This is a genomic window from Sinorhizobium sp. GQ132 (genome assembly GCF_059758575.1).
The window spans coordinates 149,427-162,861 of record NZ_JCAXDX010000008.1 but is presented as its reverse complement, the minus strand read 5'-3'; the positions used below and the strand labels follow the sequence as shown (position 1 = coordinate 162,861).

General features: G+C 64.4%; 11 protein-coding genes. 9 read left to right on the top strand and 2 right to left on the bottom strand.

The window, feature by feature from the left end:
• Nucleotides 1-120: 120 nt before the first annotated feature.
• From AC6CIG_RS20740 to AC6CIG_RS20705, 8 genes are all read left to right on the top strand, one after another.
• Entirely contained in the window at nt 121-1,365 is a 1,245-nt protein-coding gene (locus AC6CIG_RS20740) for an ABC transporter substrate-binding protein (protein ID WP_018098729.1), read from the top strand.
• 211 nt (nt 1,366-1,576) lie between these two features.
• Nucleotides 1,577-2,455 carry a carbohydrate ABC transporter permease gene (locus AC6CIG_RS20735; protein ID WP_018098730.1) on the top strand — a complete coding sequence of 293 codons (879 nt, stop codon included), beginning with the start codon at nt 1,577-1,579 and terminating at the stop codon, nt 2,453-2,455.
• Nucleotides 2,455-3,336: a carbohydrate ABC transporter permease gene (locus tag AC6CIG_RS20730; RefSeq protein WP_018098731.1), complete on the top strand. Its 882-nt coding sequence runs from the start codon at nt 2,455-2,457 to the stop codon at nt 3,334-3,336. The genes AC6CIG_RS20735 and AC6CIG_RS20730 overlap by 1 nt, the downstream gene beginning before the upstream one ends.
• A 3-nt stretch (nt 3,337-3,339) precedes the next feature.
• Entirely contained in the window at nt 3,340-4,452 is a 1,113-nt protein-coding gene (locus AC6CIG_RS20725) for an ABC transporter ATP-binding protein (RefSeq protein ID WP_379938394.1), read from the top strand.
• On the top strand, nt 4,449-5,969 hold the full coding sequence (locus tag AC6CIG_RS20720) for a GMC oxidoreductase (protein ID WP_127710451.1): 1,521 nt from the start codon (nt 4,449-4,451) through the stop codon (nt 5,967-5,969). Before AC6CIG_RS20725 ends, AC6CIG_RS20720 begins: the two co-directional genes overlap by 4 nt.
• Complete coding sequence (locus tag AC6CIG_RS20715) at nt 5,966-6,739, top strand: 3-ketoacyl-ACP reductase (RefSeq protein ID WP_437412413.1); 774 nt, start codon at nt 5,966-5,968, stop codon at nt 6,737-6,739. The genes AC6CIG_RS20720 and AC6CIG_RS20715 overlap by 4 nt, the downstream gene beginning before the upstream one ends.
• A gap of 236 nt (nt 6,740-6,975) precedes the next feature.
• Complete coding sequence (locus tag AC6CIG_RS20710) at nt 6,976-8,631, top strand: GMC family oxidoreductase (RefSeq protein WP_498323686.1); 1,656 nt, start codon at nt 6,976-6,978, stop codon at nt 8,629-8,631.
• Between the two features lie 106 nt (nt 8,632-8,737).
• On the top strand, nt 8,738-10,009 hold the full coding sequence (locus AC6CIG_RS20705) for a glycerate kinase type-2 family protein (RefSeq protein WP_127710445.1): 1,272 nt from the start codon (nt 8,738-8,740) through the stop codon (nt 10,007-10,009).
• Between the two features lie 76 nt (nt 10,010-10,085).
• Here AC6CIG_RS20705 and aptA read toward each other — a convergent pair whose 3' ends face one another.
• On the bottom strand, nt 10,086-11,423 hold the full coding sequence (aptA, locus tag AC6CIG_RS20700; RefSeq protein WP_127710443.1) for an omega-aminotransferase AptA: 1,338 nt from the start codon (nt 11,421-11,423) through the stop codon (nt 10,086-10,088).
• Nucleotides 11,424-11,568: 145 nt separating this feature from the next.
• Here aptA and AC6CIG_RS20695 point away from each other — a divergent pair, with 145 nt between their 5' ends.
• The gene (locus tag AC6CIG_RS20695; protein ID WP_018098737.1) at nt 11,569-12,117 is read left to right on the top strand and encodes a cupin domain-containing protein; all 549 of its coding nucleotides are present in this window, start codon (nt 11,569-11,571) and stop codon (nt 12,115-12,117) included.
• A gap of 75 nt (nt 12,118-12,192) precedes the next feature.
• Here the strand turns inward: AC6CIG_RS20695 and AC6CIG_RS20690 are convergent, their stop codons facing one another.
• Nucleotides 12,193-13,425 (bottom strand): pyridoxal phosphate-dependent aminotransferase, encoded by a 1,233-nt coding sequence (locus AC6CIG_RS20690; protein ID WP_127710441.1) that lies wholly within the window; start codon nt 13,423-13,425, stop codon nt 12,193-12,195.
• Nucleotides 13,426-13,435 lie beyond the last annotated feature (10 nt).

The window sequence follows — 13,435 nt, the reverse complement described above, 5'->3', positions numbered from 1 at the left end:
TGTAACGTCTTGAATTGGCCGGGTGACGTCAGTCGCAGGCCAGCCGTCCGCGGGAACGGGCGGCACCGGAAAAGAGCGGAGGAGGTTCCGCTTCGGAAACTTGCAAACGGGAGGATAACGATGCGCAAGTTCATGACGACGACTGCTGTTGCAGCGCTGATGTTGGCGGCGACAGCTGCGCGTGCAGCCGAGAATGTGGAAGTACTGCACTGGTGGACGTCCGGCGGCGAAGCCGCGGCCCTCGACGTCCTCAAGAAGGACCTGGAGAGCAAGGGCATCAGCTGGACCGACATGCCGGTCGCCGGCGGCGGCGGCACCGAAGCGATGACGGTGCTTCGTGCCCGCGTCACCGCGGGCAACGCGCCGACGGCCGTGCAGATGCTCGGCTTCGACATTCTCGACTGGGCCAAGGAAGGCGCGCTCGGCAATCTGGACGAGGTCGCCTCCAAGGAGGGCTGGGACAAGGTCATTCCGGCGGCACTGCAGCAGTTCTCGAAATATGACGGACACTGGATCGCCGCGCCGGTCAACGTCCATTCGACCAACTGGGTCTGGATCAACAAGGCCGCCCTCGACAAGGCCGGCGGTAAGGAACCGACCACCTGGGAAGAACTGATCGCGCTGCTCGACAAGTTCAAAGAGCAGGGCATCACGCCGGTCGCCCATGGCGGCCAGCCCTGGCAGGACGCGACGATCTTCGACGCCGTCGTTCTTTCGCTGGGCAACGACTTCTACAAGCAGGCTTTCATCGATCTCGATCCGGCGGCGCTCGGCGGCGACAAGATGAAGGAAGCCTTCGACCGCATGACGAAGCTGCGCTCCTATGTGGACGACAACTTCTCCGGCCGCGACTGGAACCTCGCCTCGGCGATGGTCATCGAGAACAAGGCCGGCCTGCAGTTCATGGGTGACTGGGCGAAGGGCGAGTTCCTGAAGGCGAAGAAGGTGCCCGGCACCGATTTCGTCTGCATGCGCTTCCCCGGAACGCAAGGTTCGGTCACCTTCAATTCCGACCAGTTCGCGATGTTCAAGGTTTCGGAAGACAAGGTTCCGGCACAGCTGCAGATGGCCTCGGCAATCGAGAGCCCGGCCTTCCAGTCGGCCTTCAACGTCGTCAAGGGTTCCGTTCCCGCCCGCACCGACGTTCCGGATACCGACTTCGACGCCTGCGGCAAGAAGGGCATCAAGGACCTCGCGGAAGCAAATACCAACGGCACGCTCTTCGGCTCCATGGCCCACGGCCATGCCAATCCGGCTGCCGTCAAGAACGCGATCTACGACGTGGTCACACGCCAGTTCAACGGCGAACTCGACTCGGAAGAGGCGGTGACGGAACTCGTGGCGGCGGTCGAGGCTGCGAAGTAGAGGCACCGAGGAGGGGAAAAGCCCCTCATCCCGCTGCCGCGACCTTCTCCCCGCGTGCGGGGAGAAGGGACAAGCGGTGAGCTCCGGCGTCCTCTCGCCTTGAGATGAGGGCTTGAGCCGCTACGCCTCAGTCCCCTCTCCCCGCATGCGGGGAGAGGGCTAGGGTGAGGGGCAATCCCCTCCACGAACGAAACATACGGTGGTAGCAAACATGGATAGCCGCAACCGGCTGCAGGAGCTTTTGCCAAAGCTCGTGCTCGCCCCCAGCTTTCTCATAGTTCTGGTGTTCGTCTACGGCTTCATAGCCTATACGGGCTTCCTGTCGATGACGGACAGTAAGATGCTGCCGTCCTACAACTTCGTGGGTTTGAGCAATTACAGCCGGTTATGGGCCCTGCCGCACTGGTGGCGCGCGGTCAGCAATCTGGCGATCTTCGCGACTCTCTATATCGTGGTCTGCTCGGTGCTGGGTCTCGGGCTGGCGATCCTGCTCGACCAGAAGATCCGCGCCGAAGGTTTCCTTCGTCCGATTTATCTCTATCCGATGGCGCTTTCCTTCATCGTCACCGGCACCGCGTGGAAGTGGTTCCTCGATCCCGGTATCGGGCTTGAGAACACCATGCATCTCTGGGGTTGGGAAAGCTTCTCGTTCAACTGGATCAAGGACCGCAACTATGCGATCTACTGCGTCGTCATCGCGGCCGTCTGGCAGTCGACCGGCTTCATCATGGCGATGTTCCTGGCGGGCCTGCGCGGCGTCGACAACGAGATCATCAAGGCCGCCCAGATCGACGGGGCGACGACCCCAACCATCTATCGGCGGATCATCATTCCCCTGATGCGGCCGGTCTTCCTTTCGGCCTTTGTCGTACTCGCCCACCTTGCCATCAAGGCCTACGATCTGATCATCGCATTGACGGGCGGCGGGCCGGGGCAGGCGACCGAGCTGCCGGCGACCTTCATGTATTCTTACACCTTCACCCGAAACCAGATGGCGATCGGGGCCTCGTCGGCGATCGTGATGCTGGTGATGATCTTCTCGATCATCGTTCCCTATCTCTATTCCGAAGTCCGGGGAGGAAAACGCTGATGGGCGCTCCCAATTCCGAAAACGTCATCTCGCACAACCGGCTGACGCGCGCTCTGATCTATTCGGCGCTGATCCTCTTCGCACTCTATTCGCTGCTGCCGCTCTATGTGATGCTGGTGAATTCCCTGAAGCCGCTGGATGAGATCCGGCAGGGCGGCATGTTGAACCTGCCTCGGACCTGGACCGTCGAACCGTGGCTTTCGGCCTGGTCGACCGCCCAGATCGGCGTGCAGCCCACTGGCCTTCGGCCTTTCTTCATCAATTCGATCCTGATGGTCGTCCCGGCCGTGGCGATTTCGACGATCATCGGCGCGCTCAACGGCTACGTGCTGACGAAATGGCGCTTCCCCGGGGCGAACATCTTCTTCGGCATGCTGCTTCTCTCGTGCTTCATTCCCTTCCAGATCGTGCTGATCCCGATGGCGCGCATTCTCGGCATTCTCGGCATCGCCGGTTCGATCTGGGGTCTGATCCTGGTGCATGTGGTCTACGGTATCGGCTTCACGACGCTCTATTTCCGCAACTACTACGAGGCCTTCCCGACCGAGCTGGTGCGTGCGGCACAGATCGACGGCGCCAGCTTCTTCCAGATCTTCCGGCGGATATTGCTGCCGTCCTCAGGGCCGATCATCGTCGTCTCGGTCATCTGGCAGTTCACCAATATCTGGAACGACTTCCTGTTCGGGGCCTCGTTCTCCGGGCCGTATTCGACGCCGATGACGGTGGCTCTCAACAATCTCGTGAGCTCGTCCACGGGGGTCAAGGAATACAATGTCCACTTCGCGGGCGCGATCCTCGCCGCCCTGCCAACGCTCATCGTCTACATCGTGTCCGGCCGCTATTTCGTCCGCGGACTGATGTCCGGCGCCGTGAAAGGATAAGCCATGTCGTTTCTGAAGATCACCAACCTGCGCAAATCCTACGGCGCTCTCGAGATCTTGAAGGACATCAACCTGGAGATCGAAGAAGGCGGCTTCCTCGTGCTCGTGGGCCCCTCCGGTTGCGGCAAGTCGACGCTTCTGAACACGATCGCCGGCCTGGAGCCGATCACCTCGGGCGACATCGCCATCAACGGCCGCTCGGTTTCGGGGCTGCACCCGTCGAAGCGCGACATCGCCATGGTATTCCAGTCCTATGCGCTCTATCCGAACATGACGGTGGCCGGGAACATCGCCTTCGGCATGGAGATCCGCGGCGTGCCGAAGGAGGAACGCGAGAAGGCGATCAAGCAGGTGGCCGACATGCTGCAGATCGGCCATCTGCTCGACCGCAAGCCGAGCCAGCTTTCCGGCGGCCAGCGCCAGCGCGTCGCCATGGGCCGGGCGCTGGTGCGCAATCCCCAGGTCTTCCTCTTCGACGAGCCGCTCTCGAACCTCGACGCGAAGCTGCGCGTCGACATGCGCACCGAGATCAAGCGGCTGCATCACCGCATGAAGACGACCATCGTCTATGTGACGCACGACCAGATCGAGGCGATGACGCTCGCGACCAAGATCGCCGTCCTGAAGGATGGCGTCCTGCAGCAATTCGGATCGCCGGCGGAGATCTACAACAACCCCGCCAATATGTTCGTCGCCGATTTCATGGGATCGCCTGCGATGAACCTGCTCAAAGCGCAGATAGAAACCGCAGGCTCTCAAGTCTCGGTGACGCTGGAGCGGCCGAATGCCGAACCCCTGAGACTAGCCGTGCCGCAAAACGGCGCGCTCTCCGCCTATGCCGGCAGGGAGGTGGTCTTCGGCATCCGTCCGGAAGCGCTCACCGATCCGGACGGGGCGGATCGCAATGCTCAATTCGTCGCCGAAGGCGAATGCCTGATCGAGGTGGTCGAGCCGGCCGGCTCCGATACCTTTGCCGTCACGAGGCTCGGCGGCAAGGAAATCGTCGCAAGGCTCAGGGCCGATGCGCGCATTGCGCCGGGACAGACGTCACGGCTGGCCTTCAATCTCGACAAGGCCGTCTTCTTCGACCCGCAAAGCGAAAAGCGGATTGCATGAGGAAGACGATGGAGAGCCAGCCGGATATCGTCATCATCGGATCGGGGGTCGGCGGCGCAACCGTCGCTGCAGGCCTCGCCGCCTCGGGCGCCGAGATCCTGATCCTCGAAGCGGGCTCACATATCGAGGACCTGCCGGTCAATCGCGACCAGCGGGCGATCTTCCAGCGCGGCCATTTCCGCCCGAAGGAGACCTGGTACGAGGCGGGCGGCCCCGGCTTCAATCCCGGCAACTACTACAATGTCGGCGGCAATTCGAAATTCTACGGCGCGGTGCTGACCCGCTACCGTCGTGAGGATTTCGAGGAAATGCAGCACCGGGACGGCGTCTCCCCGGCCTGGCCCTTTTCCTATGAGGAGCTCGAGCCGTGGTATTCCAAGGCAGAGCAGCTTTACCAAGTGCGAGGCAAATTGGGCGAGGACCCGACGGAACCCGCTCATTCGAGCGGCTATCCCCATGGCCCGGTGCCGGACGAGCCTGCGATCGCCATGGTCCGTGAGCGCCTGGCCGAGATCGGCCTCCATCCCTATTCGCTGCCGCTCGGCGTCGATATCGAGCGCTGGCTCGCCAAGGGCAAGACGCCGTGGGACGCGCATCCGAACTCATCCGACGGCAAGATGGATGCCGAAACGGCGGCGCTGGCGGCGGCTCTGAAATTTCCGAATGTGCGGCTGCAGACCGGCTCGCGGGTGACGCGGCTCGCAACCGGGCCGGGCGGAAAGGCGATCGAAACCGTGCTCTACGCCAAGGACGGGGCAGAGCACCGTCTTTCGCCGAAGCTCGTCATTCTCAGTGCCGGCGCGGTGCAGTCGGCCGTACTGCTTCTGCGCTCTGCCGACGACAGCAACCCGACCGGGCTTGCCAACCGGTCCGATCAGGTCGGCCGCAATTTCATGAACCATAATTCAAGCGCCGTCATCGCGCTCAGCCCCTGGTACCGCAACGATTCGGTCTATCAGAAGACCTTCGGCCTCAACGATTTCTATCTCTCCGACGGTGCGGGCGGGCCGCCGCTCGGCAACATCCAGCTTCTCGGCCGCATTTCCGGCGCGATCCTGAAGGCGAACATGCCGGCCATGCCGGAATGGCTGCTGAACCGGATGTCCGCCCGCGGTATCGACTTCTACGCCATGAGCGAGGACCTGCCGTCACCGGAGAGCCGCGTCATGGTCGACGGCGAGCGCGTTGTGCTGAAATGGGTGCGCACCAACTGGCAGGCCCATCTCGATCTCGTCGCCAAGCTGAAGGCGGTGCTGAAGAAAGCCGGCTTCCCGGTCGTGCTCGCGCGGGCCTTCGACAAGCGGACGCCTTCGCATCAGTGCGGCACGGTCCGGATCGGCAATGATCCCGGCCAGGCGCCGCTCGACGTTTATTGCCGCGCCTTCGATCATCCGAATCTCTTCGTCGTCGATGCCGGCTTCCTGCCGACCTCCGCCGCCGTCAATCCGGCGCTGACCGTCGCCGCCCAGGCGCTGCGTGTCGCCGATCATATCGTAAAACAGGATCTGCGGTCATGACCGATAAGGCACGCCCCGTCGCGATCGTCACCGGCGGCCGCCGCGGCATCGGGCTAGGGATCGCCCGGGCGCTCGCGGCGACCGGTTTCGACATCGCCATCACCGGCATTGGCGATGCGGAGGGTGTCGCTCCCGTAATCGCCGAACTCAACGGGCTCGGCGCCCGGGTGATCTTCCTGCGCGCCGATCTGGCCGACCTTTCGAGCCATCAGACGACCGTCGACGCGGCCGTCGCGGAATTCGGCCGGATCGACTGCCTTGTCAACAATGCCGGCATCGCCTCCATCGTGCGCGGCGATTTTCTCGATCTGAAGCCGGAGAATTTCGACACGATCGTCGGCGTCAATCTGCGCGGCACGGTGTTTTTCACGCAGGCCGTGCTGAAGGCGATGCTCGCGAGCGAGATTCAAGCGCGGCGCTCAATCATCAACATCACCTCGGTCTCGGCGGCGATGACGTCGCCCGAGCGGCTCGACTATTGCATGAGCAAGGCAGGCCTTGCGGCCTTCAACCAGGGCCTGGCGCTGAGGCTCGCCGAGACCGGCATCGCGGTCTTCGAAGTCCGTCCAGGCATCGTCCGCTCGGACATGACGGCTGCGGTTTCCGGCAAATACGACGGGCTGATCGCAAGTGGCCTGGTGCCGATGCGGCGCTGGGGCGAACCCGAGGATATCGGCAATATCGTCGCCGGGCTTGCCGGCGGGCAGTTCGGTTTCGCCACGGGCTCGGTGATCCAGGCGGATGGGGGATTGTCGATCGGGCGCTTGTGAATTGTGTGCGGGCGTTCCCGTCACCCGGTCGTCGAGATTTGCCCCTCACCCTAACCCTCTCCCCGCGTGCGGGGAGAGGGGACGTGCCCACCGAAACGCCGGCGGTCATGGTTGCGAATGCGGCCACCGCGAGTCCCTTCTCCCCGCCTGCGGGGAGAAGGCGCCGGCAGGCGGATGAGGGGCATGGCGAGACAGCTGATACCGCGCCCGAAGCGCGTGACATTGAGGACATGTGAATGACCTACGACTACATCATCACCGGGGCCGGTCCGGCCGGCTGCGTGCTTGCCAATCGTCTGAGCGAGGATCCGGACGTCAGGGTGCTGCTGCTCGAAGCCGGCGGCGGCGACTGGAATCCGCTGTTCCACATGCCGGCCGGCTTCGCCAAGATGACGAAGGGGGTCGCCAGTTGGGGCTGGCACACGGTGCCGCAGAAGCACATGAAGGGCAGGGTGCTGCGCTATACCCAGGCCAAGGTGATCGGCGGCGGTTCTTCCATCAATGCGCAGCTCTATACCCGCGGCAATGCGGCCGATTACGACCTCTGGGTGAGCGAGGAGGGCTGCGCCGGCTGGGACTATCGCAGCGTGCTTCCCTATTTCAAGCGCGCCGAGGACAATCAGCGCTTCGCCGACGACTATCATTCCTATGGTGGCCCGCTCGGCGTTTCCATGCCGGTTTCGGCGCTACCGATCTGCGACGCCTATATCCGCGCCGGGCAGGAACTCGGCATTCCCTACAACCACGACTTCAATGGCAAACAGCAGGCGGGCGTCGGCTTCTATCAGCTGACGCAGCGCAACCGCCGCCGGTCCTCCGCCTCGCTCGCCTATCTCTCGCCGATCAGGGATCGCCCGAATCTGACGGTGCGCACCGGTGCCCGCGTCGCGCGCATCGTGCTCGAGGGCAGGCGCGCCGTCGGGGTGGAAGTCGCGACGAAGAGGGGCGTCGAGATCATCCGCGCCGATCGCGAGGTGCTGGTCTCGTCGGGTGCGATCGGCTCGCCGAAGCTGCTGTTGCAGTCCGGCATCGGCCCGGCCGATCACCTTCGATCCGTCGGCGTCGAGGTCAGGCACGATCTCGCCGGTGTGGGCGGCAATCTCCAGGATCATCTGGATCTCTTCGTCATCTCCGAATGCACCGGCGATCACACTTACGACGGCGTCGCCAGGCTGCACCGCACGCTCTGGGCCGGACTGCAATATGTGCTCTTCCGCTCCGGCCCGGTTGCCTCGTCTCTCTTCGAGACCGGCGGCTTCTGGTATGCCGATCCGAATGCCCGCTCGCCGGACATCCAGTTCCATCTCGGCCTCGGTTCGGGCATCGAGGCCGGCGTCGCGCGGCTCAAGAATGCCGGGGTCACACTCAATTCCGCCTATCTGCACCCGCGCTCGCGCGGCACCGTCCGGCTCTCCTCGGCCGACCCGGCGGCCGCGCCCCTGATCGATCCGAACTACTGGGAGGATCCGCACGATCGGCAGATGTCGCTCGAAGGTTTGAAGATCGCGCGGGAAATCATGCAGCAGCCTGCGCTTAAGCCCTTCGTCCTCGACGAACGTTTGCCGGGCAAGGATGTGCGCACCGAGGAGCAGCTCTTCGACTATGGCTGCGCCAACGCCAAGACCGACCACCACCCGGTCGGCACCTGCAGGATGGGGACCGACGCGGCGGCGGTGGTCGACCTGGAGCTCAGGGTTCGCGGGATCGAGGGGCTGCGCGTCTGCGACAGCTCGGTGATGCCGCGGGTCCCGTCCTGCAACACCAACGGCCCGACGATCATGATGGGCGAGAAGGGGGCCGACATCATCCGCGGATTGCCGCCGCTGCCCCCGGCCGTGTTCCAGCACGAACGTAACGACGCGCGCCCGCGGGCGCGCGCGGAGGTCCGCTGAAGGAGCGATCGGGCGTTGCAGTTTCGGGCGGCCGGTCGAAAAACGTTGCGGCGGCCGAAGGCGGCGTTCAAGGTGCCTCCGTATCTAGAAACTTCGGTCTGATTCCATGACGTCAATAGAGCCGCGCCCTTTTCTCATATCGCTTTTCGAGGCCGCCGTTGCCGCGGCCGATCCTGAAGCCGCCATTCGGGCGCACCTTCCGGCGCCGCCGAAGGGCCGCACGATCGTGGTCGGCGCCGGCAAGGCCGCGAGCCAGATGGCGGCCGCTTTCGAGCGGCTCTGGGACGGGCCGCTTGCAGGCGCCGTCGTTGCCCGCCACGGGCCCATAGAGAAATGCGAGCGGATCAGGGTCCTGCAATCGGCTCACCCGGTGCCGGACGAGGCGGGGCTTGCCGCGTCCTCGGCGCTCCTCGAAACCGTCGGGGGACTGACGGCGGATGATCTCGTGGTGGCGCTCATTTCCGGCGGAGGCTCCGCTCTCTTGCCGGCCCCGCCCGGCGGCTTGACCCTGGAGGACGAGATCGCCGTCAACAAGGCGCTGCTTGCCTCCGGAGCGCCGATTTCCGCCATGAATGTGGTGCGCAAGCATGCCTCGCGGATCAAGGGCGGGCGGCTTGCACTTGCCGCCGCCCCGGCGCGAGTCGTGAGCCTCGTCGTCTCCGACGTGCCCGGCGACAATCCGGCCTTCGTCGCCTCCGGCCCGACGGTGGCCGATCGGTCTAGTCTCGAAGAAGCGCGCGAGATCGTCGCGCGATACGCTATCGCCCTGCCCGAGCGGGTGACGGCGCATCTCGCTTCCGAAGCGGCGCGGGCACCCCGGCCCGACGATGCTGCATTCGGCGGTAACGAAGTGCACGTCATCGCCTCGGCGGCCGTTTCGCTGGAAGCGGCGGCGGCACGGGCGCGGGAAAGCGGCATCGAGGCGATGATCCTGTCGGATGCGATCGAGGGCGAGGCGCGCGACATCGGCCGTATGCATGCGGCGCTCGCGCGGGAAGTGGCCTCGTGCAACCGTCCCTTTTCGAAGCCGGTCGTGCTGCTTTCCGGCGGCGAGACGACGGTGACGATCTCCGGCGAAAGTTACGGGAAGGGCGGACGCAACAGCGAATTCCTCCTGTCGCTCGCGCTCGACATCGACGGCATCGGCGGTATCGATGCGCTTGCCGCCGACACCGACGGCATCGACGGATCCGAGGACAATGCCGGCGCCTTTGCCGACGGCGCAAGCGTCGGCCGGATGCGGGCGGCAGGCGCCGATCCCCGCGCTCACCTCGCGCGCCATGACGCCTGGACGGCCTTCGCGGCCAGCGGCGACCTGTTCGTACCCGGGCCGACGGGGACGAATGTCAATGATCTGCGGGCCATCCTGATACGCTGAAGCGGCGCCTGGATGAGTGCGAGAATGCCCCCCTCCAAGGCGTCGGGAGGGGGCATTTAAACTATCTCAAGCGCCGCTATTTCACCCGCTTCAACGCATCGGCAAGGATCGAGACGATCTCGCCGAAATGCTGCTTCTCCGCGATCAGAGGCGGCGAGAAGGCGATGATGTCGCCGGTGACGCGGATCAGCAGGCCCCGCTCGAAGCAATCGACGAAAACGTCATAGGCGCGAGCGCCGGGCGCGCCGTCGCGCGACTGGAGCTCGATACCGGCGATGAGGCCGATGGTGCGGATGTCGATGACATGCGGCAGGCCTTTCATGGAATGCATTGCCTCGTGCCAGTCGCCCTCGATTTCGGCGGCGCGCGTCATCAGGCCTTCGTCTCGATAGATGTCGAGCGTGGCGATGCCGGCGGCACAGGCGGCCGGATGTCCGGAATAGGTATAGCCGTGGAAGAGCTCGATCTGGCCTTCCGGGCCGTGCATCAGGGCGTCGTGCACCTTGCGGCTGGCAAAGACAGCGCCCATCGGGATCGCGCCGTTGGTAAGCCCCTTGGCGGTGGTGACGATGTCCGGCGTGACGCCGAAATAGTCGGTCGCGAAGGCCGCACCGAGCCGGCCGAAACCGGTGATCACCTCGTCGAAAATCAGGAGAATGCCGTGCTTGTCGCAGATCGCGCGCAGCCGCTCGAGATAGCCCTTCGGCGGGATCAGCACGCCGGTCGAGCCGGCGACGGGCTCGACGATGCAGGCGGCGATCGTCTCGGCGCCGTGGAGCGCCACGAGCCTTTCGAGGTCGTCGGCAAGCTCGGCCCCATGCTCCGGCTGCCCTTTGACGAAGGCGTTCTTCGCCGGGTCATGGGTGTGGCGCAGATGGTCGGACCCGGGAAGCTGCGGGAAGACGCGGCGGTTGTTGACGATGCCGCCGACGGAGATGCCGCCGAAGCCGACGCCGTGATAACCGCGTTCGCGGCCGATGAGGCGGGTGCGCGTGCCTTGGCCGATCGAACGTTGATAGGCAAGTGCGATCTTCAGCGCTGTGTCCACGGATTCCGAGCCCGAGCCGGTGAAGAACACCCGGTCGAGCTTGGCACCGGCCGGGCCGGGCGCAATCTCGGCCAGCCGCTCGGCGAAGTCGAAGGCGATCGGATGTCCCATCTGGAAGGACGGCGCGAAGTCCATGGTCGAAAGCTGCCGCTCGACCGCGGCGGCGATCTGCCGGCGGCCGTGCCCGGCATTCACGCACCAGAGGCCGGCGGTGCCGTCGAGAACCGTCCGGCCGTCGACGCTGGTGTAGTGCATGCCCTCAGCGGCGGCGAGCAGCCGGGGCGCCGCCTTGAACTGACGGTTGGCGGTGAAGGGCATCCAGTAGCTGTCGAGAACCGGAGCGTTGGGCTTGTTGTGGGCGTTCATGGCATCCTCCTGTCGTTAGCTGATTGACGCCATGATTTGGATTTCCGAACAAGTCCTTTTCTAAGGCCATCTAAGCCATTGTATTTACATAGGTCAGTTTGCTAGAATTTCGCTATTTCAAACAAGGTCAACACCGGGGTTCGCCATGAGCGTCGATATCGGCAACCGCCTGCGGCATGTTCGGCTGAGGCACAAGCTTTCCCAGCGCGAACTCGCCAAGCGGGCGGGGGTTACCAACTCCACCATCTCGTTGATCGAATCGAATGCATCGAACCCCTCGGTCGGCGCATTGAAGCGTATCCTCGACGGCATTCCGATCGGCCTTGCGGAGTTCTTCTCCTTCGAGCCGGAGAAGCCGCGCAGGGCTTTCTATGCGGCGGAGGAGCTGGTGGAAATCGGCAAGGGACCGATCTCCTATCGCCAGATCGGCGACAATCTTTTCGGCCGCAGCCTTCAGATCCTGAAGGAGTGCTACCAGCCGGGCGCGGATACCGGCAAGGTGCCGCTGGTGCATGAGGGCGAGGAAGGCGGGATCGTGCTTTCAGGCCGGCTGGAAGTGACCGTGGACGACGAGAGGCGCATCCTCGGACCGGGCGATGCCTATTATTTCGAAAGCCGGCGCCCGCACCGCTTTCGCTGTATCGGACCGGTGCCCTGCGAAGTGATCAGCGCCTGTACGCCGCCGACGTTTTGACCGGGAGAGAACGCCCCTCCCACCTGTCGGGAGGGGTTGGGGAGGGGGCCTTCTGAGGCGACTCCCGCCCTTCGCTTACGAAAGCCGCTCGCAAGCCGCCGCGATGCGTTCGAGCGCCTCTTTGAGCTCCGCCTCCGAAGTCGCATAGGAAATGCGGAAAAAGGGTGAGAGGCCGAAAGCCGAGCCCGGGACGACGGCGACATGGGCGTCTTCCAGAAGATAGGCGCAGAATTCCGTATCCGTCTCGATCCTCTTGCCCGATGGCGTCACCTTGCCGAGAACGCCGGCGCAGCCGGAGAAAGTGTAGAAGGCGCCCTCGGGAACGCGGCAGTCGAGGCCGTCGATCGCGTTCAGGCCGTCGACCACGAGATCGCGGCGGCTCTGGAAGCTGGCTGTCCGTTCTTTCAGGAAGTCCTGCGGTCCGTTCAGCGCCGCGACCGAAGCCGCCTGGCTTATCGAAGAGGGGCAGGAGGTCGCCTGGCTCTGGACGACGGCCATCGCCTTGATGAGCTCGCGCGGGCCGCCGGCATAGCCGATCCGCCAGCCGGTCATCGCATAGGCCTTCGAAACGCCGTTTACGGTCAGCGTGCGGTTCTTCAGGCCCGGCTCCAGCTGCGCCGGGGTGACGAAGCGGAAACCGTCATAGACGATGTGCTCATACATGTCGTCGACGAGCAGCCAGACATGCGGGTGCCTCAGAAGTACCTCGAGCAGCGGCCGGTAGTCGGCCGCACTGTAGGCGGCGCCCGACGGGTTGGAGGGCGAGTTCAAGAGCACCCACCGGGTCCGCGGCGTGATGGCCGCCTCCAGCTTTTCCGCCGTCAGGCGGAAGCCGGAAGAGGCGTCGCAGGCGATCAGAACGGGCTTGCCCTCGCAGATCTGGACAATGTCCGAATAGGAGGTCCAATAGGGCGTCGGAATGATGACCTCGTCGCCCGGATCGAGCGACGCCATCATGGCGTTGAAGAGGATCTGCTTGGCGCCGGTCGCGACCGTGATCTCGTCCAGCTCGTAGGCCAGCGCGTTCTCGCGCTGGAATTTCTCGCGGATCGCCTTCTTCAATTCCGGCGTGCCGTCGAGTGCGGTGTATTTCGTTTCGCCGCGGTGGATCGCATCCGAGGCGGCCTGCTTCACGTGTTCCGGCGTGTCGAAATCCGGCTCGCCGGCGCCGAGGATGATCACCGGCTTGCCTTCGCGCTTCATGGCGGCAGCGCGGGCGCCGATCTTCAGGATTTCCGAAACGCCGATCGAGGAAATCCGCGAGGCGGGCTGAAAGCCCGCCTCCTTGACCGTTGTATTGATGGTCATGGCCGATCCT

Coding starts and splice junctions, on each gene's coding strand:
- AC6CIG_RS20740 (WP_018098729.1), top strand. CDS start 121: ATGCGCAAGTTCATGACGACGACTGCTGTTGCAGCGCTGATGTTGGCG.
- AC6CIG_RS20735 (WP_018098730.1), top strand. CDS start 1,577: ATGGATAGCCGCAACCGGCTGCAGGAGCTTTTGCCAAAGCTCGTGCTC.
- AC6CIG_RS20730 (WP_018098731.1), top strand. CDS start 2,455: ATGGGCGCTCCCAATTCCGAAAACGTCATCTCGCACAACCGGCTGACG.
- AC6CIG_RS20725 (WP_379938394.1), top strand. CDS start 3,340: ATGTCGTTTCTGAAGATCACCAACCTGCGCAAATCCTACGGCGCTCTC.
- AC6CIG_RS20720 (WP_127710451.1), top strand. CDS start 4,449: ATGAGGAAGACGATGGAGAGCCAGCCGGATATCGTCATCATCGGATCG.
- AC6CIG_RS20715 (WP_437412413.1), top strand. CDS start 5,966: ATGACCGATAAGGCACGCCCCGTCGCGATCGTCACCGGCGGCCGCCGC.
- AC6CIG_RS20710 (WP_498323686.1), top strand. CDS start 6,976: ATGACCTACGACTACATCATCACCGGGGCCGGTCCGGCCGGCTGCGTG.
- AC6CIG_RS20705 (WP_127710445.1), top strand. CDS start 8,738: ATGACGTCAATAGAGCCGCGCCCTTTTCTCATATCGCTTTTCGAGGCC.
- aptA (WP_127710443.1), bottom strand. CDS start 11,423: ATGAACGCCCACAACAAGCCCAACGCTCCGGTTCTCGACAGCTACTGG.
- AC6CIG_RS20695 (WP_018098737.1), top strand. CDS start 11,569: ATGAGCGTCGATATCGGCAACCGCCTGCGGCATGTTCGGCTGAGGCAC.
- AC6CIG_RS20690 (WP_127710441.1), bottom strand. CDS start 13,425: ATGACCATCAATACAACGGTCAAGGAGGCGGGCTTTCAGCCCGCCTCG.